We start from the raw sequence: 23982 nt of genomic DNA on the forward strand, positions 1-23982 counted from the left end.
CAGACGATATGTTGATAGTGCTTTTACCTGAACAACCACTGCTGGCGGGGGCAACTGATCCAGCCCTGCACTGGTGGCGATTCGAGCGCGAGGGGCGCTGTCTGGAAAGCGGCGAGGACAGCCTGAATCAGCTGCGTCAGCGTTTTTCCGGCGAACGCGTACGCGCATTGGCGCCAGCGTCGGTGGTCAATCTGTTTCGCGTGCGGCTACCGGCGCAGCGCGCTGCTGCTGCGCGCGCCGCCCTGCCTTACGCGCTGGAAGACCTGGTCAGCCAGGAGCTGGACGAGCTGCATATTGTCATGGGACCACGCCGCGCGGAAGGTCGGGTGAGTGCGGCAGTGGTATCGCACACGCCCATGCAGAGCTGGTTGGAGGCGTTCCGGCAGGCGGGCATGCGTCTCGAAGCCCTGCTGCCCCAAGCCGCCCTGCACGTGGAAGAGAGTCCCGATCAGGCGCTGCTGGTGATGCCTTCGCCCTGGCCCGAGCAGCAGGATCAGGTATTGGTCTTGTCGGCTATCGAAGAACCGGTATTGCTTGATCGCAGTCTGGCCAGCATCTGGATAACGCGCCGGCTGCTGGCGTTGGAGCCCGCCGAGCAGAAGTTGAGCCTGGCGGGTCTGTCGCTGGAGGAACTGGGATTAACTCTGCCGGACACGGTCGAGATACAGGCGCAACCGGTGCGGGATCAGCTCGAACCTGCGCTGCAGCGAGCATTGCGCAATGCGCCGCCATTCAATCTGCTATGCGGCCCGTATGCGGTCAGCATGGCAGCGCCACCGTGGCGCAAGATGCGGCCGGCGCTGATCGCAGCCGGCGTTGCCTTGGCCCTGGGCCTGGCATGGTTGACGGGAGAGCACCTGATCCTTGCGCAGGAACGTGACAGCCTGCGCACGGAGATTGACCGCCTGTTCGATCGGGGCATGCCCAACGCGCGCCGTGAGAACCCGGCGCAGCAATTTCGTCAGACTATCCAGGGCGGCGCCCAGGTAGATCCGGACAGCGGCTTGGGGCCGCTGCTGCATGCCTTCTTTAGCGTACTCAAGGAGCACCAGAACGCGCAGGTCAGTCAGGTGCGTGGCAACCTAGACAGCATCGAGGTAGAGCTCAAGGTGGCTTCCTTCTCCGAGCTGGAGGCGATCCGCGCCGGTCTGGCGGCTCAGCCAGGCCTTACCGAGAATCTGGAAGGGGCGGACTCCGAGAATGAAGGGGTTACGGCACGTATCAAGGTACAAAGGAGTGGTTCATGAAGAGCTGGTGGGCCGGATTGGCGCCGCGCGAACGGGTGATTCTGCTGGGGGGCTCGGCATTTCTGCTGGTGCTGGCCGTGTGGGTGGGTATCTGGGAGCCCTTGATTGCCGGACGGGCGGAACTCAGGCAAGAGGTTCGCACCCTTTCCGCCGAGCGTCTGTGGATGGAGCAGGTCGTAGACGACGTGCGTCGGCGCGCACGGGTACAACAGGGAAGCAGTACTGGCGCTGGCGGCTCGGTTCTGACTCTGGTTGAAGTTTCGGCCAACGCCGCCGGATTGAAATCCGCGCTGTCGCGGGTGCAACCAGAGGGCGAGGGTGCACGTCTGAGCTTTGATCAGGTGGGCATGGATGCCTTGCTGGTTTGGCTGGCGGATCTTGAACAGCGGCAGGGGTTGCGGGTTGCCCAATTGGCGCTGGATGTATCCGAGACCAGCGGTATGGTATCGGCTCGGCTGCTGGTGGAGCGTCCCTGATGCAACGTCTGATGAAACTGAAAACGCTGCTGTTACTCGCGCTCTTGGTGTATCTGGCCACCCTGATGAGCAATCTGCCGGCCAGCCTGGTATGGCGTCAGGTTGCGCCCAGCCTGCCGGCCAAGGTCGAGCTGCAGGGTATCAGCGGCAGCCTGTGGCAGGGGCAGGTAGCCAATATGCAGGTCGAGGGGATAGATCAGGGTGGTTTACGCTGGGACTGGCGACCGGCCGCGTTGTTCAGTGGCGAGCTGGCGCTGGATCTGGAGTGGCGGCCACGCAACAGCCAGGTCTACGCCACCTTGCGTCTGGGGCCGGGTAGTGTGCTGCTGGAGAAGGTAAATGGCCGTCTCGATGCGCGCAGTATGGCCATGGTGAACAAGGCGCCTTTCATCCTTACTGGTGACTGGCTGCTGGATGTACCTCGGCTCAAACTGGAGGATTTCGAACGGGTGGTGGAGGCCGAGGGTCGTATCGCCTGGCAGGATGCTGGCGGTGGCTTGCCACAACCGCTGGCCCTTGGACATCTGGTTGCACAACTGAGCAGCGACAACGATTGGCTGGTGATGCAGCTATCGGATCAGCAAGGCCCGCTGGGCCTGAGCGGGACTGCCAAGTGGCGCCCGGCGCAGGCACTGCAACTGGACACCCGTCTGCAGGCGCGGCCGCAGGCCGAGGCGGGCTTGGCCGAAGGCCTGAAACTGCTTGGTCGACCGGATGCCCAGGGCTGGGTAACCTGGCGCGCCAGGCTGCAATGATGAGTTCAACACACAAACTTGATGGGGTAGGCGTAATGCGCGGTCTTTGCATTGTCGCGGTGGTGGTGGGACTGGCCGGTTGTACCAGTTCAGTGGTGAAACAGCAGGAACAGAGTTCGGCGGTAGCCGACGCGCGCGCGCGGCTGGGGTTGGGTCAGTGCGACATGAACCTGGCGCAGCAGGTGCATCAACTGAGTGATCCGGAGCTGGATCTCGAGGCGGCCTATCTCTGCCTGCAGCAGGGCAAGCTGCCGCCGCTCGAACTGGTGCTGGACGACTTCAACAAGCGACACCCGAATGCTCCCTATCAGGACTACGCCGCCTACCTGCAGGCGATGGTGCCCTTTGTACGCTTCGAACTGGCAGCCGGTGATGATCAGGAGCGATTGCGCGCTGGCCGTGATGCCCACGCGCAGCTTACCGGATTCATTCGGCATTACCCTGACTCGGCCTATCGCAGCGAGATTGTGCCGCGCCTGGAAAGCCTGCTGGAAGGGATGGCGCGCTCGGAATACAACCTGGCCATGCTGGATATCGAAACCGGTCAGCGTGAGCGGGGAGAGGCCCGCCTGCGGTATCTGGCGCAATCCTACCCGCGAAGCAAGGCAGCGGTGGAAGCTCAACAGTGGCTGGGGACGGCCAACTAGCCCTTCACCCAGCGTTCAGTTTTCTTTCGGTTTTTAACGCCTCGATAGCTCATCCCTAACGCTTCAGGTCAAGTCTTTTTGGCGCGGTATCAACTGCTTTTTTGCGCTTATTCAGGGCAGCGCTGCTTGACATTGTGCACAGTTAGCGGGCGCACTGTCATTGAACGGTAAGATAAGCCTGTAAGTGCTTGAAATTCGGTAATGAATTTTCAACCTATTGATTTTGTTGAAGAAAAATTTAGGTTAAAAAATGATCATTTTGAATCGGTCACCCAGAAATACTAGCTCGGCGGCGGGTTGAAACAAGCTATCCACAAAGTTGTCCACAGATATTGTGGATAGCTTACCGTAACCCGCGCCGCTGCTGGTGCGGGTCAGATTCCCTGGGGAATGTCCTCGCCACCCAGCGCATTGGTAAGCGCCGGAATCAGCTCGCTGAGCGTGCTCGTCATGATGCTGAAGCTGGCATCCAACTGGCTGGCCATGTCGTCGCCGGCGTTGTCATCGGCCTCATCACGCAGCAGATCTTCAAACTTCAGACGCTTGACGGTGAGCTTGTCGTCCAGGCTGAAGCTCAACTTTTCCTGCCACTGCAGCGCCAACTGGCTGACCTGCTTGCCGGCAGACAGATGCAGCTGGATTTCATCGCTGGCCAGGTCCTGGCGCTTGCAACGTACCACGCCGCCATCTTCGCTGGTGTCGCGCAGTTCGCATTCATCGCCGATTACCATCTGTTCAGGCGCGTTGCTTTCCTTGACCCACTGGGTCATGCAGGCGGCCGGCGCCATCTTCACGTTCAGCGGGCGCACTGGTAGCGTGCCGGTGCATTCGCGCAGCAGGCTCAGCAGGTCCTCAGCCCGCTTGTGGCTGGAGCTGTCTACTGCTATCCAGCCTTCGGCCGGACAGAGGCAGGCGTAGGTCGTCTGAGTGCGCGTAAAGGCGCGGGGCAGCAAGGACATGACAATCTCGTCTTTCAGGGTGTCGCGCTCTTTCTTGTAAACCTTGCGGGCGTCACGGTTCTCGATCTCTTCGACCTTTTCCGCCAGTGCTTCCTTGATCACGCTGCCGGGCAGAATGCGTTCTTCCTTGCGCATGGCAATCAACCAGTAACCATTGCTGGATTCCAGACGGTTCTCCGAGTGGCGGCCATAGGGCGTAGTCCAGCCCAGCGTGTGGGTTTCCTGGCTGGCGCAAGGCCGTGATGGCTTCTGTTCGAGCGCCTCGACCAATTCGGTTTCGTTGAAGGGAGTGGGTTGGCTGAAGCGGTAGAGAAGCAGATTACGAAACCACATGATGCTGTCCTTCTGTTGTTGCCTGGGGGCCGGTTGACCCGAGAAAACGAGCAATATTGCCTGAGCTCCTGCGCGACGACCAGTGTTTACGGGGGCGATGATTAAGATACTGAAATAGGCTGATTTTTTTTTGAAAAAGGTATTGCCATAAACAAAAAAGCTGCCTAGAATGCGCCCCACTTCGAGAGCAAACGGGTGATTAGCTCAGCTGGGAGAGCATCTGCCTTACAAGCAGAGGGTCGGCGGTTCGATCCCGTCATCACCCACCACTCGAGAAGAATAGCGCAGCGGTAGTTCAGTTGGTTAGAATACCGGCCTGTCACGCCGGGGGTCGCGGGTTCGAGTCCCGTCCGCTGCGCCATTTCCCCCTCAGCTTTACCTCCTGTTATTCCTGAATCGTGTGGCAGTTATCACTGCATGATTTCGTCTGTTTCTTTATCTTCGATCCAGTAGCCTGACCTCCCAAGCCCTGTTAAGCTGACCGCTTTTATTCCGCCCAGCTTGGGCCTGTCGATTGAGGTAAGCATGAAGCGTAATCTGCTGGCAGTCAGTGTTGCAGTCGGTGTTCTCGTATTGGCCGGTTGTGAAAAGGAACCAGAACTCACTACCCCTATCCAGCAAGCCTCCTATGGTATCGGTTTGAACATGGGGCAAAGCCTGTTGCAGGATGGTCTGGACGATATTGACGCGCAGGCGCTGGCGTTGGGTCTGGAAGATGCGCTGGCCAAGGCTGAGCACCGTGTAGGCGATGAGGAGCTGACTGCGGCCTTCACCACATTGCAGGAGCGCGCCCAGGAACGTGCCAAGAATCTGGCTGACGAAGCGCTGGATGCCAACAAGAAGTACCTGGAAGATAACGCAGCCAAAGAAGGCGTGACCACTACCGAGTCCGGCCTGCAGTATGAAGTGCTGGAAGCAGGCGACGCAGAGGGTCCGCAGCCTAGCGCCGATGACGTAGTGGTTGTGCACTACGAAGGTCGCCTGGTAGACGGCACCGTGTTCGACAGTTCGGTCGAGCGTGGCGAGCCGGCAGAGCTGCCGGTCAATGGCGTTATCCCCGGCTGGATGGAAGCGCTGCAGCTCATGCATGTGGGCGACAAATGGAAGGTGACCCTGCCGAGCGAGCTGGCCTACGGCGAGCGCAGCCCCAGCCCGGTCATCCCGCCAAATTCGATACTGGTATTCGAGATGGAGCTGATCTCGATCAATCCGACGCAGGAATAATTCGCCATCTGGTAACACTTTCAAATGCCCGAGGCAAGGCCTTCGGGCATTCAAGTGTTACCCTTATGCACAATTTGCGGTAACACTTTTGGTTTACTTCCCGGCTTTTTTCTGATCCTCCGGTATTTTTCTAAATTACTGAAAAGTATCGTTTTTTTCTTTGGTTAAAAACTATCCTGTTTGTCTGAAAGCGCTTTCTTACGGGCGTTTGAGACACTTTTCCGGTTTTTTTGCACAGAGTTATCCACAGCTTCTGTGGGTAAGCGCCGCAGAGTCGCGGCCTGGCTGGATGGATCAATCAAAACCTTCGACGATTCGCAGAATACGGCCCTGTTCGATCATCTGATCTATGGTTCGGGCGAGCTGCTGGCTGGCGCTCTCGTCCGGCTGGGCAATAGCGCAGCGCAGCGCGAAGGTCTGCACCGGCCAAGGGCTGATATGGAAGTCTTGCTGGTTCTCGGGCAGCAGATACTGCACGGCACGGCGTAGATCGATTGCCGCATCAAGGCGCCCACGCTCCAGCATGCGCAAGCGGGTAGGCAGGTCGCGTACATCATGGCGCACCAGCAACTGCTGGCTGAAAGCCCGGGTCAGCTCTGGCGAATAGTGATAGCCAAGTGTGGTGCCGACGATAGCTTTGCCTAGCGCCTCCACCGAGCCTGGAGGCGGTTCGGATCGGCGCGTGATGAGTACGTCTTCGTCCTGGTACAGGCTCTGCGTCCAAAGCACCTGGTCGGGGCTGTGTAGCCATTCAGGCAGGGTGTTGCAGATCACCTGGACCCTGTTGTTGGCCAGCGATTCGTCAATGCGGTTATTCGGGGTGGCAACAAAGGTTATCTGTCGACCGGCGACCCTGGCGACTGCCTCGCCAATTTCTCGGGTAAGGCAATTGCTCAGTTCGTTGCCCTCAAGGCTCACATAAGGAGCAGGATCCGAGGGCGAGTATCCCCAGCGCAGAGGCTCGGCATAGGCGGCCAGCGGAAACAGCGCGAGAGCGGCCAAGGCAAGCCGAGAGCTGGAAAATCTCACATCGAACCCATCGTTAGTGAAGCAGGTTTCAGCTTAGCTCATTGTGCCGTTAAAACACCTGGCAATGCTGCTCCGCTTGCTCGCCTCCGGCGGCTGTGCTGGCGAGTTGCAGTGCGCTCGACAGGGCGATGCTGAAGCCCCGCACCTTCTTTGCCTCGTGTTTGGCCTTGGAGGCGTGTTCTGCCAGATACGCCGGGTTTAGCTCCTGGGTATGTTGCCCGCCCAGTTGTAATACGCCGATCGACAGGTTGAGCAGGTCGTGCTTGCGCCAGTGTCCTTCGCGGTCCGGCGCACTGAAGCCTTGCTCCTTGATGTGTTCCGGCCGGTACAGGCTGTGACATAGCTGTTGAAAACGCTGATCCAACTGGCTCAGGCGTTGCCGCCAATCGCTGCTGCGCATGACCAGCATGAAGTCGTCGCCGCCGATGTGGCCGACAAAGTCCTTCTGCGGATCGCAGAGTTCGCGCAGCAGCTGCGCGAGCGCCAGCAGTACCTCATCCCCCTTGCCGTACCCGTAGAGGTCATTGAAGGGTTTGAAGTTGTCCAGATCTACATAACAGAGCTGGGCATCCAGACCTTGCTCCAGCAGCCTTTCCAGGCACTGCTGGATGGGAATATTGCCCGGCAGCAGGGTGAGCGGGTTGGCGTGTCTGGCCTGCTGCAGTTTCAGCTCGGTGATCTGCCGCAATACATCAATGCCGCGGCCCAGTCCCTTGTATATTCCCTGATCGATGATGATGAAGTCATCCTCCAGACGCTGTCTTGCGCGACTGGTGAGCAGACGGCTGACCCGCTGCAGGCTCTGGCGGATGTCTACCAGCAGGCAGTCCTCATCCATCAATTTGCGTATCGGCTTGCGGCTGTAGATTTCCTGGGCAAAGGGCTTGAGCATGGTCTGGCTCAGGGCATGCCGCTGAACGGCGCCAATCGGGCGCTGATAGTCGTCAAGAATCGCCAGGGTATTGAGCGTAGGCTGCTGCTGGAAGCGCTCAAGAACGCTCTGAACGCTGGTGCTTTCATGCAACCCGGCAATCGGCAGCAACAGGCTGTGGATGGGGGCATCATCATTGCCGTCGACGCTGCGCTGATTCAGGCGGGCAGCCAGTTTTTCAGTGTCTACCGTGGGCAGGCTTGCGGGGCGACCCAGCCAGTAGCCCTGTACCCAGTCGATGCCGATCTCTTCCAGCACCGCGAGTTCTTCTGGCTGCTCTATGCCTTCGGCAATCACCTGCGCGCGTGAAGCCTTGGCCATTTGCAATATGGAGCTGACAAACTCGCGTTTAACCGAGTCCTGATGGATGCCATCAATAAAGTGGCGATCAATCTTGACGTATTCGGGATGCAATTCGGACCAGAGTCGCAAACTCGAGTAACCGGCTCCCAGATCATCCAGCGCGATGGAAAAGCCCATGTCGCGGTAATGATGCAGTGCGGTTTGCAGCAGGGAAATATCATCTATGGGCGCCTGCTCGGTGAGTTCGATGATCACCCGGTCCGGCGTCAGGCCGCTGGCATCCAGCATGGCCAAAGTGCCGCCGGAATAATGTTGTTGTTCCAGCAAGCTTTCCGGCGAAATGTTGAGAAACAGCTTGCCGGGTAATTTGAGTGCACAGAAGCGGCTGATCGCGCGGCTGCGGCAGAGCATCTCGAGCTCGGTCAGCATGCCATGCTGACGAGCGACGGCAAAGAGCGTAAGCGGGGAGTGCAGCGGGCTGTCGGAGGGGCCTCGGCTCAAGGCTTCGTAGCCGATTACCCGTTGCTCCAGGCTGGACACTATGGGTTGGAAGAGTACGGAAACCGCGCCGCGGTTGAGGATATTAAGCAGCGCTTGGCGTTGTTCGGAAACGGTCATGGGGAGCCCCAGGCGATTGTCTTGTTGCCATACCTGGCGGCCCGGGGGTGCTGGCTAAGCACACTGACGGGCAGTTGTCCTGACCGAGGCAGTGTGCCACCAGCAGATGACACAAAAGTGACAGTCTTGCGCGTTAGTCGGCCTTGGCGACCTGGTGTTCAAGCTGCAGCAGATCAATCAGGATCTGCCCGGTCTCGATCAGGAAGGCGTCTGGCTCTTCATCATCGCTGTTGTGCAGAGCCACTTCGTCTGCCGGATCTTCCTTCTCCAGGGTTTTCAGCGGCTCTTCGCCCTTGGCTGTACGGCGGGCGTTTTCCATCACCAGCAGACGAGACTCGTAGTCGTTCTGTTGCTGTTTGCGCTTGTCTTCATTCAGCGGCAGGGTGGTACGAGCCTTGATTTCATCATCCAGGCCCAGGCGTGCCAGGGTGTAGATGAAATCGGGATCCTTGGCGGCGCGCACTTCATGATCCTTCTGCAGTTGTTGCAGGAAGGGCTTGAGCTGCTGGCTGCTGCTGTAGCGTGCCGGTGGGATGGTGTCCCAAGGCATGGCGTGGGGCAGGGCGCTTTCGCCAATTTCCTTGCTGTCGAGCAGCGAGGGATAGCCGATGTCGGGCACTACGCCGCGGTGCTGGGTGCTCTGTCCCGAGACGCGATAGAACTTCGCCAGAGTGAGCTTCAGTTCGCCGTGATTGAGCGGCTGAATAGATTGGACCGTGCCCTTGCCGAAGGTGGGCTCGCCGATCACGAGTGCGCGACCGTAATCCTGCATGGCACCGGCAAAGATCTCCGAGGCCGAAGCCGATAGGCGATTGACCAGCACTGCCAATGGTCCCTTGTAGCTGACGCCAGTCTCGGGGTCATCCAGCACCTGTACGTCGCCTTCGGTGTTGCGTACCAGAACCGTGGGTCCCTGTTCGATGAACAGGCCGGTCAATTCGGTCGCTTCCTGCAGCGAGCCGCCACCGTTGTCGCGCAGATCCAATACCACACCGTCGACCTTCTCTTCCTGCAGCTCATCCAGCAAGCGCCGTACGTCGCGGGTCGTGCTGCGGTAATTCGGGTCACCCTGACGGTAGGCTTTGAAGTCAATATAGAAGCCGGGCAGGTCGATGACGCCAATACGGTAATCGTGGCCCTGATTGTTCAGTTCGATGATGCGCGATTTGGCAGCCTGATCTTCCAGCTTGATGGCCTCACGGGTCAGGTTGACTACCTTGCTGCTCATGTCGCCCGGCGGGTTGCTGGCGGGTATGACTTCCAGGCGCACATTGGAGCCCTTGGGTCCACGAATCAGCTTGACCACTTCATCCAGGCGCCAGCCGATAACGTCGGTCATTTCCTCATCTGCCTGGGCTACCCCAACGATGCGGTCGGCCGCAGCCAGCTGCTGGCTCCGCTGGGCGGGGCCGGCGGGCACCAGGCGCATGATCTTGGTGTATTCGTTATCGCTCTGCAGCACCGCGCCGATACCTTCGAGCGACAGGCTCATGTTGATATCGAAGTTCTCTGCGTTCTCCGGCGACAGGTATTGGGTATGCGGGTCGTAGACCTGGGCCAGGGCGTTGATGTAGTTCTGGAAGATATCTTCCGAGCGGGTCTGGCTGATGCGAATCTGCTGACCCTTATAGCGTTTGACCAGTTGTGTCTGAATCTCTTCCACGCTCTTGCCGGATAGCTTCAGGCGTAGTACTTCATCTTTCAGCTGAGCGCGCCAGAGCTGCTGCAGCGCTTCTTCGTCCTTGGGCCAGGTGGCATCTTCACGGTCGACCAGAATGCTCTGGTCAGTGGAGAAGTCGAGACTGGCAAGCTGGTTTTCCAGCAGGTCGAGCGAAAAGTCCAGGCGTTGCTGGAGCCGCTCCAACTGACGTTTGTGCATGTTGAAGCCGACGCTCAGATCACCACTGAGCAGCAGGTCATCCATGCGCAGGCGATTTTCTGCAAAGCTGTCTATGTCCTGTTGGCTGAACAGGCTGCGCTGCGCATCCAGGTGTTTCAGGTAGGTGTCATAAACCTGCGCTGACAGGGCATCGTCCAGGCGGGTGCGATTGTAGTGATGGCGGCGCAGCAACTCTACCGTATTCAAGCTGGCGACCACTTGGTCGCGGGTTGGTTGCAACTGCTCAAGATCGAGCGTCGCGGCCTTCTCTGCGGCGAAACTGGTGGCGCTGATCGACAGCAGAGCTATCAGGCATGACTGGCGCAGGGTGTTGGAACCTTTCATCTGGGGTATCGTATCCGGAGAGAGTATGCTTTATAGAGGTTGCGCGGGGCACTGAGTTCCCGCCTGTATTCACCTATTGAATGAACTATGGAGGCAGTGTGAGAGGATTGCAAGCCGAGGGCGGAGCACTGGTTTGGCAGCAGCAGGTAGCGCAAAAGCTGGAGCCGGGTCAGGTTCGTGTCAAGGTCATGGCCGCGGGTCTGAATCGCGCCGACCTGTTGCAGAAGGCCGGTATGTATCCACCACCCGCAGGTGTCACCAGCGTGCTGGGGCTGGAGTGTGCCGGTGAGGTTGTAGAAGTGGCCGAAGGTACCCGCTGGCATGTGGGCGATCGCGTATGCGCATTGCTGGCCGGTGGTGGTATGGCAGATGAGGTGGTAGTCGACGAGCGGCACCTGCTTTCGGTGCCGGCCAACCTTGGCTGGGCAGAAGCCGCCGCGATACCGGAGGTATTCAGCACTGCCTGGCTTAACATTTTCGAGTTGGGCAACGCCCGTTCGGGTGAAAAAGTCTTGATTCACGCTGGCGCGAGCGGCGTGGGTACTGCCGCCATCCAGCTGTGCAAGGCCCAGGGCAACCCGTGTTGGGTGACTGTGGGAAGCCAGGACAAGCTGGACGCCTGCATCGAGCTGGGCGCTGAGGGCGGAGCACTGCGTCAGGGCGGTATCGCAGCCCTGCAGAGCGAAGGTCCGTTCGATGTGGTACTGGACCCGGTAGGTGCAAACTACGCGGCTGATCATCTTGACCTGCTGGCGCTGGATGGTCGCTGGGTGCTTATTGGTCTGATGGGTGGGCGTGAAGCCAAGCTGGATCTGGGCAAGGTATTGGCCAAGCGCTTGCGGCTGATTGGCTCTACCTTGCGCACCCGTGATGCGCAGTTCAAGGCCACGCTGCTGGCAGATATGGAGCAGCGCCTGATGCCGTTGTTCGCCAAGGGTGAACTGCGCCCGCTGGTGGCCAAGACCTTCAGCTTCGAGGATGCCACTGCGGCCTTTGATGAGTTGGCCAGCGACCAGGTGATTGGCAAGGTGATACTGCTGCGCGATATCTGAGCCTGGTTGAACGAAAAACCCCGTCGAGTTGCAAGCCCGGCGGGGTTTTTTATTGCGGCTAGATAAGCTGCGGGCTATTGAAGAAGTGACGCAGCACGGTAGTCAGATAGCCTGGGTCGCGGCTGCCGGCGAGCTCGCGGATCGAGTGCATGGCAAAGGTGGGAGCGCCAACGTCCACGGTGCGCACCCCCAGGCGGCTAGCCGTGATAGGGCCTATGGTGCTGCCGCAGCCCATATCACTGCGCACCACAAAGCTCTGCACTGGCACCTGCGCCGCCTGGCACAGTGCACGGAAGAAGGCGGCGGTTTCGCTACTGGTGGCATAGCGCTGATTGCTGTTGATCTTGATCACCGGCCCGGCGTTGAGCTTGGGGCCGTGATTCTCGTCATGCTTGGCGGCAAAGTTGGGATGTACGGCGTGAGCGTTGTCGGCGGACACCAGTAGCGAGCGCTGAATGACTTGCACGCGCTGAGTGGCGTCGGGTATCAGGCGGCAGAGCACGTCCTCCAGGAAAGGGCCGTCGGCACCACAGCAGGAGCTGGAGCCGATCTCTTCGTGATCGGTGCAGACCAGCAGGCAGGCCTGCTCGCTGCTGGCATTGAGCAGCGCGGTCAGACCGGCATGGCAGGACAGAAGATTGTCCAGGCGGGCCGCGCTGAAGAAGTCGTTGTCCAGGCCGATGGTGGCAGGTGGCTGGGTGTCGTAGAAGCTCAGCTCGTAATCGAGTATGGCAACTTCGCCGCAGTCGGCGTGCTCGCGCTCGAGCTGCTCGGCCAGCAGCCTGCGCAAGTCGCGCGCCGGGTCCAGGCTGTGCGCCAGTACCGGGGGCAGGTCGGTCTGGGCATTGATGGGCTGGCCGTCGTTGACGCCCCGGTTGAGGTGGATCGCCAGGCTGGGGATGACCGCAATCGGCCGCTTGAAGTCGATCAGGCGGCTGGAGATGCGCCCTGCGCTATCCCGAAAGCTGACCCGGCCAGCCAGCGACAGGTCGCGGTCAAACCAGGGCGAGAGCAGGGCGCCGCCGTAGACTTCCACGCCCAGTTGCCAAAGGCCCTGCTGGTTCAGCTCCGGCTGCGGCTTGACCCGCAGGCAGGGGCTGTCAGTGTGCGCGCCTACCAGGCGAATGCCACGTTGAAAGCTATCTGCATCGCCCAATTGAAAGGCAATCAGCGAGGAATCGTTGCGGGTGACGAGATATTTGCCCCCGCTTTCGAGTTGCCAGTCGGCGCGCTCATCCAGGGCGGTATAACCGGCCTCCAGCAGCCGTGCTCGCAAAGTGGCGGTGGCATGAAAGGGCGTGGGCGACTGAAGGATGAAATCAGCCAGATCCTGATTCAAGGCGGTGTTCGACATGCCGGACTCCTGGATGGCAATGTGATTCAAAACGGGCTGGGACACTCGAAGGCCATGCGCTCGCCACTTTCCGGGTGGGTGATGATCAGCCGCGCGGCGTGCAGGGCCAGGCGCGGGCACGCCTGCAAAGCCTGTTCATGGGCGTATAGCCGATCGCCCAGCAGCGGATGGCCAATGGCGAGCATGTGCACACGCAACTGGTGCGAGCGTCCGGTAATCGGTGTCAGCTCGACGCGGCAGTAATCCCCATGACGCTCGGTTATCTGCCAGAAAGTCTGCGCATGCTTGCCCAGCTCGTGGTCAACGATGTGTCTTGGCTTGTTGGGTGGATCATAGCGCAGCGGCAGGTCGATATGTCCGGAATCCGTTGCCGGCTGACCCCAGCACAGCGCGATGTAGGTTTTCTCGGTCTCGCGGTCGTGGAACTGGCGCGACAATTCGCGATGCGCATCCGGGTTGCGGGCAATCACCAGCAGGCCGGAGGTTTCCCAGTCAAGACGATGCACGATGCGCGCCTCGGGGTAGCCGTTGTCCTGCAGGCGGGTGATCAGACAATCCTTGTTATCGTCGGCGCGGCCCGGTACGGAGAGCAGCAGGGTCGGCTTGTTGACGATCAGAAAGGCGGGATCCTGGTGCAGGATGCCAATATCGGTCAGGGGCATGGGTGTTCCGCTGCGCCACCCGAGATGGGTGGCGCATTGTCTTCAGGGGCGTTCCGGCAGGGTGATGTTCAGCTCGAGGATGGAGCAGTCATCCTGATTGTCGAGTGCCACATGTACCTGATCACGGTCGATCTGCACGTACTTGCTGATCACGTCGATGATTTCCTGCTGCAGCTGCGGCAGGTAATCGGGCTGGTTACGCTGGCCACGCTCGTGGGCGACTATGATCTGCAGGCGCTCTTTGGCGATGGAAGCCGTCGCCGGTTTCTTGCGGTCGCGGAAGTAGTCGAAGATGCTCATTTAGCGACCTCCGAACAGGCGCTGCAGCAGCCCCTTCTTCTGCAGTTCCAGGAAACGGTGCGGCATGTCCTTGCCCAGCAGGCGCTCGACGGCATCAGCATAGGCCTGACCGGCGTCGCTCTTGTCGTCCATGATCACCGGAACGCCCTGGTTGGATGCCTTGAGCACTGCCTGAGATTCGGGGATTACGCCCAGCAGGGGGATCGACAGGATGTCTTCCACATCGCTGACCGACAGCATTTCGCCGTTCTCGACGCGCTCGGGGTTGTAGCGGGTCAGCAGCAGGTGTTCCTTGATCTTTTCACCGCTTTCGGCGCGCTTGGATTTGCTTGCCAGCAGGCCCAGCATGCGGTCGGAGTCACGCACAGAGGAGACTTCAGGGTTGGTCACCACCACAGCCTCATCGGCAAAATACATCGCCAGATGCGCGCCCTTCTCGATCCCGGCGGGGGAGTCGCAGACGATATAGTCAAAGGTTTCCTTCAGCTCGTTCAGCACGCGCTCGACGCCCTCAGGTGTCAGCGCGTCTTTGTCGCGGGTTTGCGAGGCGGGCAGGATGAACAGGTTTTCGGAGCGCTTGTCCTTGATCAGGGTCTGATTCAGGTTGGAGTCGCCATTGATCAGGTTCACGAAGTCATACACGACGCGCCGCTCGCAACCCATGATCAGGTCCAGGTTGCGCAGACCCACGTCGAAGTCGACGATGACGGTCTTGAAGCCGCGCAGTGCCAAACCGGTACCTATGGCAGCGCTGGTAGTGGTTTTGCCCACCCCGCCCTTGCCTGATGTGACGACGATGATCTTTGCCAAAATGACCTTCCTGTCGAATTTCTCTAATGGTGGAGTGCGGCGCTGAAAACGAAGCTCGCAACGCGAAAGATGTTGCCTTGGGGGAGCCCAGATGTTGGCCAGGAGCCACGCTTGGCGGGCGCCCCCGAATGGCTGAACAGTATCTGTTAAAGGGCGGTGATCTTCAAGCTGTCACCCGCCAAAGTGATATGTACTGCCTGTTTCCAGTGCTGCTCTTTGCGCAGATCTTCTGCGACCTTGTATTGCCCGGCGATAGACACCAACTCGGCTTCAAGGTTCTGGCAGAAGATGCGCGCCTCGGTATTGCCTTGTACGCCCGCCAGGGCGCGCCCGCGCAAGGGGCCGTAAACGTGAATATGCCCATCGGCCAGCAACTCGGCGCCCGCGCTCACCGGTGCCATAACCACCAGATCGCCGCCCCGGGCGTAAACCTGCTGCCCGGAGCGAACCGGTTCGGTGATCAGCCGACCACCCGCGCTGAGAGCTGCCTTTGCCGTCTCTGCAGCGGGCGCTGGAGCGGGCTGCGCGACCGGGGCCGGGGTTTCTATCAGCTTCTCGCGCTGCCGTCCGACCGGGATCAATACCATGCCGGCGCTTTGCGCCAGCGAGCGAAAGTCTTCGCCGCCGCGCAATGCTACCGGCTGCAGACCGTGCTCGCGGCAGGTCGCCAGCAGGGTTTTCAGCGCGGTGGCGTCGATCTTGTCGGTGAGTTTATCGAGCGCGATCACCACCGGGGTGTCGACGAAGAAGTTGGGCGCCTGCTCGACCTTTTCGGCCAACTGACGGGCAAAATGGTCGTGTGACAGGCGCGCCAGTTCAACTACCGTCATGGTCAGCATGCCGCCCTTGAGGTGGAATACCGGGTCGTTGTCGAGCAGGTCCAGAGTGGTGTCAGCAGTCATGTTCTTTCCGTTTCGCATTAATGGGCACACTTATATAGATTGACTACGCTGATCGCAAGCCGTGCGCAGCTTGGTTAGAATGTGCTTTTGCACAAATGGACACCCTAATGGATCACGCGGTTTTTTCCCGAGCGCTATTGCATCCCCGCTATTGGCTGTTGTGGCTGGGCCTGGGGCTGCTGTGGCTGGTGGTGCAGTTACCCTATGCGTGCCTGCTGGGACTGGGTCGGGTGCTTGGCAAACTGATGTACTGGTTCATGGCGGACCGCCGCGAAGTGGCCCGGGTCAATCTGGAACTGTGCTTTCCGCAGATGAGCAGGCAGCAGCGCGAGCAGTTGCTGCGCGAGAATTTTGCCTCCAATGGTATTGCCTTGTTCGAGATGGCCATGGCCTGGTGGTGGCCAAAACAGCGGCTGGCGCGCCTGGCGCATATAGAAGGTATCGAGCACCTGCGTAACGCGGCTGCCAGAGGGCAGGGCGTAGTGTTGATGTCGCTGCATTTCACCACCCTGGAAATAGGCGCCGCGCTGCTGGGGCAGGTGGTGACCATCGACGGCATGTACCGCGAGCACCGCAATGCAGCCTTTGACTATGTGCAACGACGCGGCCGTGAACGGCACAACCGCGATGCCAAGGCGGTCGAGCGCGAGGATGTGCGCAGCATGATGCGCTCACTGCGCAGCGGCAGGGCCATCTGGTACGCGCCGGACCAGGATTATGGCCGCAAGGCGAGCGTCTTCGTGCCGCTGTTCGGTGTCGAGGCCGCCACAGTGACCGCCACTAGCACCTTTGCCCGGCTGGGCAAGGCGCAGGTGGTGCCTTTCACCCAGCGCCGTTTGCCCAATGCGCAGGGTTATCAGTTGATCATTCATCCGCCACTGCAGGACTTTCCGGGCGGTGATGATGTGGCCGATGCGCTGCGCATAAACCAGTGGGTAGAGCAGGCGGTAGCCACTCAGCCAGAGCAGTACATGTGGGTACACCGCCGCTTCAAGACCCGCCCCGAAGGCGTGGCCCGGCCTTATGCCAAACGCAATCGGCGTCGGCGCCGGCGCAGCCGCCGCTGATGTATATGCAAAGACCCAGCGACTGCACCGGACTGATCCTCTCCGGGGGTGGCGCCAGGGCGGCTTACCAGGTGGGTGTGCTCTCGGTGATCGCCGAGTTGTTGCCGGCGGGCGCTGCCAGCCCCTTCCCGGTAATTTGTGGTACGTCAGCCGGCGCCATCAATGCCGTGGCGCTGGCCAGTAACGCTCGGCATTTTGCCGGTGGGGTGCAGCGCTTGCAGGCTGTGTGGTCGCAGTTTCGCTGCGAGCAGGTCTACCGCAGCGACTGGCCAGGCGTCACTGCGCAGGCCTGGCGTTGGGCGCGGGCCAATTTGCTGGGCGTGCCGAGCAAACAGCCCACGGCGCTGCTGGACAACGCCCCGCTGCGCGCGCTGCTGGAGCACACGCTCAAGTTCGGCCAGATCGACGACAGCTTGCAAAGTGGGCTGTTGCGCGCGATCTCGGTCAGTGCCTTCGGCTATCAGTCTGCCGAGTCGGTCAATTTCTATCAGGGGCATGAACGTATTTCACCGTGGGCCAGGCATCGCCGTGTGGGCGTGCAGACGCGCCTGGGCCTGGAGCATCTCATGGCTTCCGCCGCCATACCCCTGGTGTTCCCGCCCGTGCAGCTCAACCGCGAATGGTTTGGTGACGGCGCCGTACGGCAACAGGCGCCGATCAGTCCGGCACTGCACCTGGGCGCCAACCGGATACTGGTGATCGGGGTATCGGACAATCTATCGAACCAGCCTGCCGGCGGTCGGCGCGGGCCGCGCCTGCGGGCAGCGCTGCCGCCCACCCTGGCACAAATTGGTGGCCATCTGTTGAGCAGCACTTTTGTGGATAATCTGGAAGCCGATGTGGAGTTGCTGGAGCGGATGAACCGCCTGGCCGGCTACCTGCCCACCGGGTCGCGGCACAATGGCAGGGGTGTGCGTCAGGTGGAAGTACAGATCATTTCGCCAAGCGAACCCTTGAACCTGATTGCTGCCCGGCACCGCAAGGCGTTGCCGCGCAGCCTGCGCGCGTTTCTGCGCGGTAGCGGCGCGACGCGCGCCTCGGGCGGCAGTGTACTCAGCTATCTGCTGTTCGAGGCGGAGTACTGTCAGGAGTTGATCGAGCTGGGACGTCGCGATGCTCTGGCCAAGAGCGAAGCCTTGCAGCGTTTTCTCGGGCTGCTGTGTCCGCTGCAGGAACCGAATGAAACCGAGGATCATGCCGGCGGAGTCTGATCGACCGCCGCCGGCCTTGCGCCTTATCCCACCACCAGAATCCGGATGGCGTCCAACCGTAGCTTGGCCTGCTGCAGCACGTGGTTGCCCTGTTCGTACTGGCGCTCCAGTGCACTGATTTCGTCCTCGCGTACCAGCGGATTGACCGCCTGCAAGGCTTGCAGGCGCTGTATCTCTTCTTCCAGCTCGCGGCTGAAGCGTGCCCTGGCGTCGCTCACCAGTTGCTGGTGCTGGCCTTCGGCCGCCGCTTCGGCGTGCTTGAGCAGCGCTTCGACCGGCTCGCGCTGGGTCTTGGCCACTTTGGTAGCCAGTTGCCGGGGCAGTGATTCGACCTGCCCATCCAGGGTATCGAAGCTTACCTTGGCGGCCAGGTCGTTGCCGTTGGCATCCAGCAGGCAACGAATCGGGGTTGGCGGCAGATAGCGCTGCAACTGCAGCGTGCGCGGAGCTATTGCCTCGCATACGTAGATGCATTCCAGCAGCATGGTGCCAGGTTTGAGTGCCTTGTTCTTGAGCAAACCAACCGAGCTGTTGCCCATGCTGCCGGAGAGCACCAGATCCATGCCACCCTGCAGCATGGGGTGTTCCCAGGTAAGGAACTGCATGTCTTCGCGTGACAGCGCAGTCTCGCGGTCGTAGGTGATAGTAACGCCTTCATCGTCGCCGAGCGGGAAGCCGGCATCCAGCATGCGTTCGCCGGGACGCAATACCAGAGCGTTGTCGGAGTGGTCGTCGCTGTCGATGCCGAATACGTCGAACAAGCGTTCCATATAGATGGGCAACTGGAAGTCGTTGTCCTGCTGTTCGATGGTGGCGATCATCTGTGCGGAGTCATGATGCCCACGCGAATGCAGTTCCAGCAGCCGATCGCGTCCGTTGTGCAGGTCCTGCTCCATCGCCAGGCGCTGTTCGCGTGCCTGCTCCAGCAGTTTCTGCCATTGCGCGGGCTGCGGATGGTCGAGCTGCTGCAGCAGCTTGCTGCCAAAGGCATGCTGCAGCGCATTACCGGCCGGACAGGTGCTTTGGAAAGCGTTGAGCGCCTCGTGGTACCACTCGAACAGGCGCTGTTGAGCGGTATCTTCGATATAGGGGATATGCAGCTGGATGGTTTCGCGCTGACCGATGCGATCCAGGCGGCCAATGCGCTGCTCGAGCAGGTCGGGGTGGCCGGGCAGGTCGAACATGACCAGGTGGTGCGCGAACTGGAAGTTGCGGCCCTCACTGCCGATTTCCGAGCAGATCATGACCTGGGCGCCAAACTCCTCGTCGGCGAAGAAGGCGGCAGCGCGGTCACGCTCGATGATGCTCATGCCTTCATGGAATACGGTGGCCGGTACGCCACTGCGCACGCGCAGCGCGTCTTCCAGATCAAGCGCGGTTTCGGCGTGGGCGCAGATGACCAGTACCTTGCTGCGCTTGAGTAGCTTGAGCGTATCAATCAGCCATTCGACACGCGGATCTTCCAGCCACCACATGGTATCGGCGGCATCAAAGTCGGCCTGCAGCGGTTGCTCGGGATAGAGCGCAACGCGGCCTTCGTAGCCGTGATACAGCTCGGGGCACGGCAGTGGATAGGCATGCAGCTGACGCTCCGGGAAGCCGGAAATCGCGGCGCGGGTGTTGCGATAAAGCACGCGGCCAGTGCCGTGGCGATCAAGCAATTGGCGTACCAGGCTGTCGCGCGCGTTGTCTGCGGCTTCACCCTTGCTGCCCAGCTCGGCCAACTGCGCCTCAGCGCTGCTGCCCAGCCAGTCAGTGATTGCGCTCTGGTCGGCGGCGGTAAGTTGATCAGCCTCAAGCAGATGCTGCACTGCATCGGCGACCGGCTGATAGCGTTCGGCTTCTGCAACGAACTCGGACAGGCTATGAAAGCGGTCCGGATCCAGCAGGCGCAGGCGGGCAAAGTGACTGGCCTGGCCGAGTTGCTCCGGGGTGGCGGTGAGCAATAGCACGGAGGGGATTTGGCGCGCCAGGCTTTCTACCAGTTGATATTCGGCGCTGGGCTGGTCTTCATGCCAGACCAGATGATGGGCCTCGTCGACAATCAGCATGTCCCAGTCGGTTTGCTGAACGTAGTCGCTGACCTTGTCGTTCTCCAGCAGAAATTCCAGCGCCACCAGCGCCAGTTGCTCTTCTTCGAACGGGTTTTCTTCGGCACCCGCGCAGCGGTCGGGGTTGAACAGCGCAAACTGCAGATTGAAGCGGCGGCGCATTTCCACCAGCCATTGGTGCTGCAGGTTCTCCGGCACCACGATCAGCACCCGGCGGATGCGCCCGGTCTGGATCTGGCGATGCAGAATAAGGCCGGCTTCGATGGTCTTGCCCAGCCCTACCTCATCAGCCAGCAGTACCCGGGGCGCCATGCGGTCGGCAACGTCGCGCGCGATATGCAGCTGATGGCCGATAGGCTGGGTGCGTACACCAGCCAATCCCAGCAGCGGCGAACGCTGGATACGGCAGAAGTGACGCAGGCTCTCGAAGCGCAGGCTGAACCAGGGCAGCGGGTCGATCTGGCTGGCAAACAGGCGGTCGCTGGCCAGTCGAAACTGGATGAAGTTGTCGAGCATGGTTTCGGCAAAGGTGGCCTCGCTACCGTCTTCGCGCAGCCCGGTATAGACCAGCAGACCCTCTTCCTCGCCCACTTCGCTGACGGTAATGCTCCAGCCTTCGTGATGGCTGATGCTGTCACCAGGGCTGAAGCGTACCCGCGTCAGCGGCGCATTGCGCAGGGCGTAATGCCGCGTCTCGCCACTGGCGGGGTAGAGCACCACCACCAATCGGTCATCCTGAGAGAGCACAGTGCCCAGCCCCAGTTCCGATTCGCTGTCGCTGACCCAGCGCTGTCCCGGGATAAATCCTGCCATGCCTCTCTCCTGACCGTGCGAAAAAAAGGGCGCACATCTTAACTGATCGCCCGGGATGCAGAAACCTCAGTGTGCAACTGGAGGGCGGCCGAACTCGCTTTGCCTTTGGTTAAAAAACGTTCAATTATGTGGTGTGCATCACATTTGTTGCAGTAAAGGCGCGATCTTTGCAGTCGATACAGTGTAGACAACTTTATATATCGAGCCGGGGCAGGGTGCCTGACGGCTTTATTGAGGCTACGCACTATGCTGATTCCAGGGATACCCCCGGCGGGGGCCCAGAATGACCCGGTGAAGTTCAAGCGCCAGGTAGAGCCCGCGCAGGCGTCTGCCTCCGTGGACTCTGCGACAGTGGCCCCGGTAGAGCGTCGCCAGCGCGATAACGGTCGCTGGCCGGAGCGCAGGCGCAAGCGTCGTCGCTTCACGCGCCAGGCGGATGCGGCCCAGGCGCAAGAGTTCGATCTGCCTACCAAGGGTCTGCTGGTTGACATTGAGGTCTGACGCGGTGCTAGGCTAATGGGCATTGTGTGGGCTTTTGGTTATTCGGTCATTGGCCCCACGCCGTTTCAGCAACCCAAGTGCGCCGCCAGTGCGGCCGGCCTGACGTCAGGGGTGTAAGGCATGTCTGATAAAACCCGAACACCTGTCATCGTGGATCTGGCTGAGGCGCGGCGTCAGCGCATTCACGATATCCATGATGCACGCCTCGAAGCCATGCGTAGCGCCTTTGCCCAGGCGTTGCCGCTGGCCGACACTAAATCCGCAACCAAGAGCCGCAAGAAGCGCAAGAAAAAGCCGCGCTGAGATTGTTGCGCAGCACTTCCTTGATCCTCGTCAATATTCCCTGGCCTGCGCCGGCATAACCTGCATTCATGGATAACGCAGGAGGTGCCCCATGTATATCGATGCAGCGGTAATTGCAGGTCTGATCACAGTCGCGCTCATGCTGGCTTTTTTTGGTGGCGTGGGCATGTTCATCTGGAGCGACATCAAGAAGTCAAAAAACAAGCCCTGAGGCGAGAATGAGCCCAGTTGGGGCATAATGCTGGGTCTGTGCACAACGGCAGCCCTTTATGCCCACTTCTGATTCCATCCGTCGCTCGCGTTGCGATCGTTGTTTGCGCCCCGCCGGGCATTGTCTCTGCCCGCTGATTCCGAGCTTGCCCAACCATACCCACCTTCTGGTATTGCAGCATCCGTCCGAGCAAAAGCACGCTCTCAATACCGGGCGCTTGCTGGCACTGGGGCTGCAGCGGGCGGAGCTGCTGGTCACTGAACTGCTCAGCGATCACCCGCGTTGGTTGGCGCTGCTGCAGGATCCGCAGTGGCAAACAGAATTGCTGTTCCCCGGGCCGCAGGTTCCCGTCCTGACTGCCAGTTCAAACGCCACCCGGCCGCGCCGACTGGTGTTGCTGGACGGCACCTGGCGCAAGGCGCGCAAGTTGCTGCACCTGAATCCTGTTCTGCAGTCACTGCCCAGAGCCAGTTTGCCCGCTGGCCTTCACAGCCGTTACCGTCTGCGCAAGGTGCCACAGGCAGGGGCGCTGTCGAGTATCGAGGCGGGTGTCGAGGCGTTGCGCCTGCTGGAGCCACAGTTACCCGTTGAACCTCTACTGTTGCCCTTTGATGCCCTGATCGAGGCACAGATAAACGCCATGGGGCAGGACGTCTATGCGCGCAATTACCCCCGTTGACGGCCAGGATGAGCCGCATGACCCGTCCGCCGCATAAAGATGTGGCTCTGCCGTTGGCCTGAGCCCGGTTCATGGCCAGTCCTGTTCCAATCGATGCTAGCTTTTCAGGCCACCGGCAATTGTTGCGTGGATGGTCGCCATCAGCACCTGCATCCGCCGTCAATGCCACCTCTGGGTAATCACGCTGGCGTGTAGAGCGCTTGATTCATGGCGTTTATATTGGCGCCAAAACCCCGCCCGCCGCGATGCTTGTCGCTAGACTGTGTTTCGAGTCTTTCGCTCGCACACAACAACAAAAACAGCGTATTTCATAGTTAAGGGGTTTTCATGCAATCAACAGGACAACGCGTCGTGATTACCGGCGCCGGCAGCGGCCTTGGCCGTGAGCTGGCTTTGCGTTATGCGCGTGAAGGCGCGCGTCTGGCGCTGGCCGACATCAACGATGAGGGATTGAAGGAGACCCGCCAACTGGTGGCCGATGCCGGCGGTTGGAGTTTCAGTCAGCGCTGTGATGTGCGCGATTTCAGCCAGCTGGCGGCGCTGGCGCAAAGTTGCGAGGAGCGCTTTGGCGGCGTGGATGTGTTGATCAACAACGCCGGCGTGGCGTCCGGCGGCATGTTCTGGGATCTCACTCTGGAAGACTGGGATTTTCAGATCGGCATCAACCTGATTGGGGTGGTCAAGGGTTGCAAGGCATTCATGCCCCTGTTCCTGGCACAGGGCAATGGGCGCATCATCAACATCGCCTCCATGGCCGCGCATATTCAGACGCCCGGCATGAGCAATTACAATGTGGCCAAGGCAGGAGTGCTGGCGCTGTCGGAAAGCCTGTTAGCCGAGCTGCAGCCGCTGGGCATTGGCGTCAGCGTGGTGTGCCCGTCCTTCTTCCAGACCAATCTGCTGGACTCCTATCACGGTCCAGATCATCAATCCAAAACCGAGATGGCCAAGTTGCTGGAAAGCTCGCCCATCAGCGCCGCCGATGTCGCAGACGTGACCTACCGCGAAAGTGAGGCCGGCAGCTTCATGATCTTGCCGCACGAGCGCGGCCGCCTGGCGCTGGAGCAGAAACGTGCCGATCCGCAGGTTATTTATCAGGAAATGTTCAAGCTGGCAGCGCGCCGGCTGCAGCAGAGCTAAGGCCCTGATATGCAGCTGACCGGGCGGTCGGCTGCATGTTCTGTCGTTCTTCTCGCAGAATGGCGCTTTATCACGCTGGTCTATGGTGTTTACCACGCGCGGGCCGGTCATTATGCTTATGCGCCTTAGCGACACCTCAGGCGCTGTTTTCGGGTGTCGTCAATTCAGGCGTCTCCACCG

General features: G+C 60.4%; 23 protein-coding genes and 2 tRNA genes. 15 read left to right on the plus strand and 10 right to left on the minus strand.

The features are described from left to right. Nucleotides 1–8 precede the first annotated feature (8 nt). From gspL to bamD, 4 genes are read left to right on the plus strand one after another with little or no spacing between them, the layout of a single operon-like run. Nucleotides 9–1247: a type II secretion system protein GspL gene (gspL, locus tag V7756_RS05805; protein WP_335609205.1), complete on the plus strand. Its 1239-nt coding sequence runs from the start codon at nt 9–11 to the stop codon at nt 1245–1247. Next, a complete protein-coding gene (locus tag V7756_RS05810; protein ID WP_335609206.1) occupies nt 1244–1723 on the plus strand; it encodes a type II secretion system protein M in 480 nt (159 codons plus the stop codon). Before gspL ends, V7756_RS05810 begins: the two co-directional genes overlap by 4 nt. Then, nucleotides 1723–2478, plus strand: a complete 756-nt coding sequence (locus V7756_RS05815; protein ID WP_335609207.1) for a type II secretion system protein N — start codon at nt 1723–1725, stop codon at nt 2476–2478. The genes V7756_RS05810 and V7756_RS05815 overlap by 1 nt, the downstream gene beginning before the upstream one ends. Continuing rightward, complete coding sequence (gene bamD / locus V7756_RS05820; RefSeq protein WP_335609208.1) at nt 2478–3125, plus strand: outer membrane protein assembly factor BamD; 648 nt, start codon at nt 2478–2480, stop codon at nt 3123–3125. Before V7756_RS05815 ends, bamD begins: the two co-directional genes overlap by 1 nt. Before the next feature lie 374 nt (nt 3126–3499). On the opposite strand, the gene rdgC is transcribed toward bamD, so the two are convergent. Further along, a complete protein-coding gene (gene rdgC, locus V7756_RS05825) occupies nt 3500–4417 on the minus strand; it encodes a recombination-associated protein RdgC (RefSeq protein WP_335609209.1) in 918 nt (305 codons plus the stop codon). 193 nt (nt 4418–4610) lie between these two features. On the opposite strand from rdgC, the gene V7756_RS05830 reads away from it, so the two are divergent. The 3 genes from V7756_RS05830 to V7756_RS05840 all read left to right on the plus strand — a co-directional run bounded on the left by V7756_RS05830 (nt 4611) and on the right by V7756_RS05840 (nt 5641). Beyond that, a tRNA-Val gene (locus V7756_RS05830) sits at nt 4611–4686 on the plus strand. Nucleotides 4687–4701: 15 nt separating this feature from the next. After that, a tRNA-Asp gene (locus V7756_RS05835) sits at nt 4702–4778 on the plus strand. A gap of 164 nt (nt 4779–4942) precedes the next feature. Further along, nucleotides 4943–5641 carry an FKBP-type peptidyl-prolyl cis-trans isomerase gene (locus V7756_RS05840; protein WP_335609210.1) on the plus strand — a complete coding sequence of 233 codons (699 nt, stop codon included), beginning with the start codon at nt 4943–4945 and terminating at the stop codon, nt 5639–5641. A gap of 294 nt (nt 5642–5935) precedes the next feature. On the opposite strand, the gene V7756_RS05845 is transcribed toward V7756_RS05840, so the two are convergent. From V7756_RS05845 to V7756_RS05855, 3 genes are all read right to left on the minus strand, one after another. Beyond that, nucleotides 5936–6670: a substrate-binding periplasmic protein gene (locus V7756_RS05845; protein ID WP_335609211.1), complete on the minus strand. Its 735-nt coding sequence runs from the start codon at nt 6668–6670 to the stop codon at nt 5936–5938. Nucleotides 6671–6719: 49 nt separating this feature from the next. Continuing rightward, nucleotides 6720–8522 carry a bifunctional diguanylate cyclase/phosphodiesterase gene (locus tag V7756_RS05850; protein ID WP_335609212.1) on the minus strand — a complete coding sequence of 601 codons (1803 nt, stop codon included), beginning with the start codon at nt 8520–8522 and terminating at the stop codon, nt 6720–6722. Nucleotides 8523–8655: 133 nt separating this feature from the next. Continuing rightward, complete coding sequence (locus tag V7756_RS05855) at nt 8656–10746, minus strand: carboxy terminal-processing peptidase (RefSeq protein WP_335609213.1); 2091 nt, start codon at nt 10744–10746, stop codon at nt 8656–8658. Nucleotides 10747–10844: 98 nt separating this feature from the next. Here V7756_RS05855 and V7756_RS05860 point away from each other — a divergent pair, with 98 nt between their 5' ends. Next, nucleotides 10845–11798 (plus strand): NAD(P)H-quinone oxidoreductase, encoded by a 954-nt coding sequence (locus V7756_RS05860; RefSeq protein ID WP_442908960.1) that lies wholly within the window; start codon nt 10845–10847, stop codon nt 11796–11798. Nucleotides 11799–11856: 58 nt separating this feature from the next. Here V7756_RS05860 and V7756_RS05865 read toward each other — a convergent pair whose 3' ends face one another. From V7756_RS05865 to minC, 5 genes are all read right to left on the minus strand, one after another. Further along, nucleotides 11857–13152 (minus strand): M18 family aminopeptidase, encoded by a 1296-nt coding sequence (locus tag V7756_RS05865; protein ID WP_335609214.1) that lies wholly within the window; start codon nt 13150–13152, stop codon nt 11857–11859. A 26-nt stretch (nt 13153–13178) separates the two neighbouring features. Further along, entirely contained in the window at nt 13179–13814 is a 636-nt protein-coding gene (locus tag V7756_RS05870) for an RluA family pseudouridine synthase (RefSeq protein WP_335609215.1), read from the minus strand. Nucleotides 13815–13856: 42 nt separating this feature from the next. Further along, entirely contained in the window at nt 13857–14114 is a 258-nt protein-coding gene (minE, locus tag V7756_RS05875; protein WP_335609216.1) for a cell division topological specificity factor MinE, read from the minus strand. Further along, nucleotides 14115–14924 (minus strand): septum site-determining protein MinD, encoded by an 810-nt coding sequence (gene minD / locus V7756_RS05880; protein WP_335609217.1) that lies wholly within the window; start codon nt 14922–14924, stop codon nt 14115–14117. It abuts the gene before it with no gap. Nucleotides 14925–15070: 146 nt separating this feature from the next. Beyond that, nucleotides 15071–15826 carry a septum site-determining protein MinC gene (gene minC / locus V7756_RS05885; protein WP_335609218.1) on the minus strand — a complete coding sequence of 252 codons (756 nt, stop codon included), beginning with the start codon at nt 15824–15826 and terminating at the stop codon, nt 15071–15073. Nucleotides 15827–15933: 107 nt separating this feature from the next. Between minC and V7756_RS05890 the strand changes: the two genes are divergently transcribed. Then, a complete protein-coding gene (locus V7756_RS05890) occupies nt 15934–16893 on the plus strand; it encodes a lipid A biosynthesis lauroyl acyltransferase (protein ID WP_335609219.1) in 960 nt (319 codons plus the stop codon). Next, nucleotides 16893–18104, plus strand: a complete 1212-nt coding sequence (locus tag V7756_RS05895; RefSeq protein ID WP_335609220.1) for a patatin-like phospholipase family protein — start codon at nt 16893–16895, stop codon at nt 18102–18104. The genes V7756_RS05890 and V7756_RS05895 overlap by 1 nt, the downstream gene beginning before the upstream one ends. Nucleotides 18105–18127: 23 nt before the next feature. Here V7756_RS05895 and rapA read toward each other — a convergent pair whose 3' ends face one another. Next, nucleotides 18128–20968: an RNA polymerase-associated protein RapA gene (gene rapA, locus V7756_RS05900; protein ID WP_335609221.1), complete on the minus strand. Its 2841-nt coding sequence runs from the start codon at nt 20966–20968 to the stop codon at nt 18128–18130. A 246-nt stretch (nt 20969–21214) separates the two neighbouring features. Here rapA and V7756_RS05905 point away from each other — a divergent pair, with 246 nt between their 5' ends. The 5 genes from V7756_RS05905 to V7756_RS05925 all read left to right on the plus strand — a co-directional run bounded on the left by V7756_RS05905 (nt 21215) and on the right by V7756_RS05925 (nt 23802). Then, nucleotides 21215–21469: a hypothetical protein gene (locus V7756_RS05905; protein WP_335609222.1), complete on the plus strand. Its 255-nt coding sequence runs from the start codon at nt 21215–21217 to the stop codon at nt 21467–21469. A 120-nt stretch (nt 21470–21589) separates the two neighbouring features. Beyond that, entirely contained in the window at nt 21590–21772 is a 183-nt protein-coding gene (locus V7756_RS05910) for a hypothetical protein (RefSeq protein WP_335609223.1), read from the plus strand. A gap of 91 nt (nt 21773–21863) precedes the next feature. Then, a complete protein-coding gene (ccoM, locus tag V7756_RS05915) occupies nt 21864–21983 on the plus strand; it encodes a cytochrome c oxidase subunit CcoM (RefSeq protein WP_335609224.1) in 120 nt (39 codons plus the stop codon). A gap of 76 nt (nt 21984–22059) precedes the next feature. After that, nucleotides 22060–22662, plus strand: a complete 603-nt coding sequence (locus V7756_RS05920) for a tRNA-uridine aminocarboxypropyltransferase (RefSeq protein ID WP_335609319.1) — start codon at nt 22060–22062, stop codon at nt 22660–22662. Between the two features lie 327 nt (nt 22663–22989). Then, nucleotides 22990–23802, plus strand: a complete 813-nt coding sequence (locus V7756_RS05925; protein ID WP_335609225.1) for an SDR family oxidoreductase — start codon at nt 22990–22992, stop codon at nt 23800–23802. Nucleotides 23803–23982: the final 180 nt, after the last annotated feature.

Source organism: Halopseudomonas sp. (genome assembly GCF_036961105.1).
In the GTDB taxonomy this organism is placed as follows: domain Bacteria; phylum Pseudomonadota; class Gammaproteobacteria; order Pseudomonadales; family Pseudomonadaceae; genus Halopseudomonas.

Bases quoted from the DNA above. Each gene is read 5' to 3' on its own strand.
- V7756_RS05890 (WP_335609219.1), top strand. From the start codon at position 15,934: ATGGATCACGCGGTTTTTTCCCGAGCGCTATTGCATCCCCGCTATTGG.
- V7756_RS05815 (WP_335609207.1), top strand. From the start codon at position 1,723: ATGCAACGTCTGATGAAACTGAAAACGCTGCTGTTACTCGCGCTCTTG.
- V7756_RS05870 (WP_335609215.1), bottom strand. From the start codon at position 13,814: ATGCCCCTGACCGATATTGGCATCCTGCACCAGGATCCCGCCTTTCTG.
- minE (WP_335609216.1), bottom strand. From the start codon at position 14,114: ATGAGCATCTTCGACTACTTCCGCGACCGCAAGAAACCGGCGACGGCT.
- bamD (WP_335609208.1), top strand. From the start codon at position 2,478: ATGAGTTCAACACACAAACTTGATGGGGTAGGCGTAATGCGCGGTCTT.
- V7756_RS05905 (WP_335609222.1), top strand. From the start codon at position 21,215: ATGCTGATTCCAGGGATACCCCCGGCGGGGGCCCAGAATGACCCGGTG.
- V7756_RS05925 (WP_335609225.1), top strand. From the start codon at position 22,990: ATGCAATCAACAGGACAACGCGTCGTGATTACCGGCGCCGGCAGCGGC.
- rdgC (WP_335609209.1), bottom strand. From the start codon at position 4,417: ATGTGGTTTCGTAATCTGCTTCTCTACCGCTTCAGCCAACCCACTCCC.
- V7756_RS05810 (WP_335609206.1), top strand. From the start codon at position 1,244: ATGAAGAGCTGGTGGGCCGGATTGGCGCCGCGCGAACGGGTGATTCTG.
- minC (WP_335609218.1), bottom strand. From the start codon at position 15,826: ATGACTGCTGACACCACTCTGGACCTGCTCGACAACGACCCGGTATTC.
- gspL (WP_335609205.1), top strand. From the start codon at position 9: ATGTTGATAGTGCTTTTACCTGAACAACCACTGCTGGCGGGGGCAACT.
- V7756_RS05895 (WP_335609220.1), top strand. From the start codon at position 16,893: ATGTATATGCAAAGACCCAGCGACTGCACCGGACTGATCCTCTCCGGG.
- rapA (WP_335609221.1), bottom strand. From the start codon at position 20,968: ATGGCAGGATTTATCCCGGGACAGCGCTGGGTCAGCGACAGCGAATCG.
- V7756_RS05865 (WP_335609214.1), bottom strand. From the start codon at position 13,152: ATGTCGAACACCGCCTTGAATCAGGATCTGGCTGATTTCATCCTTCAG.
- V7756_RS05910 (WP_335609223.1), top strand. From the start codon at position 21,590: ATGTCTGATAAAACCCGAACACCTGTCATCGTGGATCTGGCTGAGGCG.
- V7756_RS05855 (WP_335609213.1), bottom strand. From the start codon at position 10,746: ATGAAAGGTTCCAACACCCTGCGCCAGTCATGCCTGATAGCTCTGCTG.
- V7756_RS05850 (WP_335609212.1), bottom strand. From the start codon at position 8,522: ATGACCGTTTCCGAACAACGCCAAGCGCTGCTTAATATCCTCAACCGC.
- V7756_RS05840 (WP_335609210.1), top strand. From the start codon at position 4,943: ATGAAGCGTAATCTGCTGGCAGTCAGTGTTGCAGTCGGTGTTCTCGTA.
- ccoM (WP_335609224.1), top strand. From the start codon at position 21,864: ATGTATATCGATGCAGCGGTAATTGCAGGTCTGATCACAGTCGCGCTC.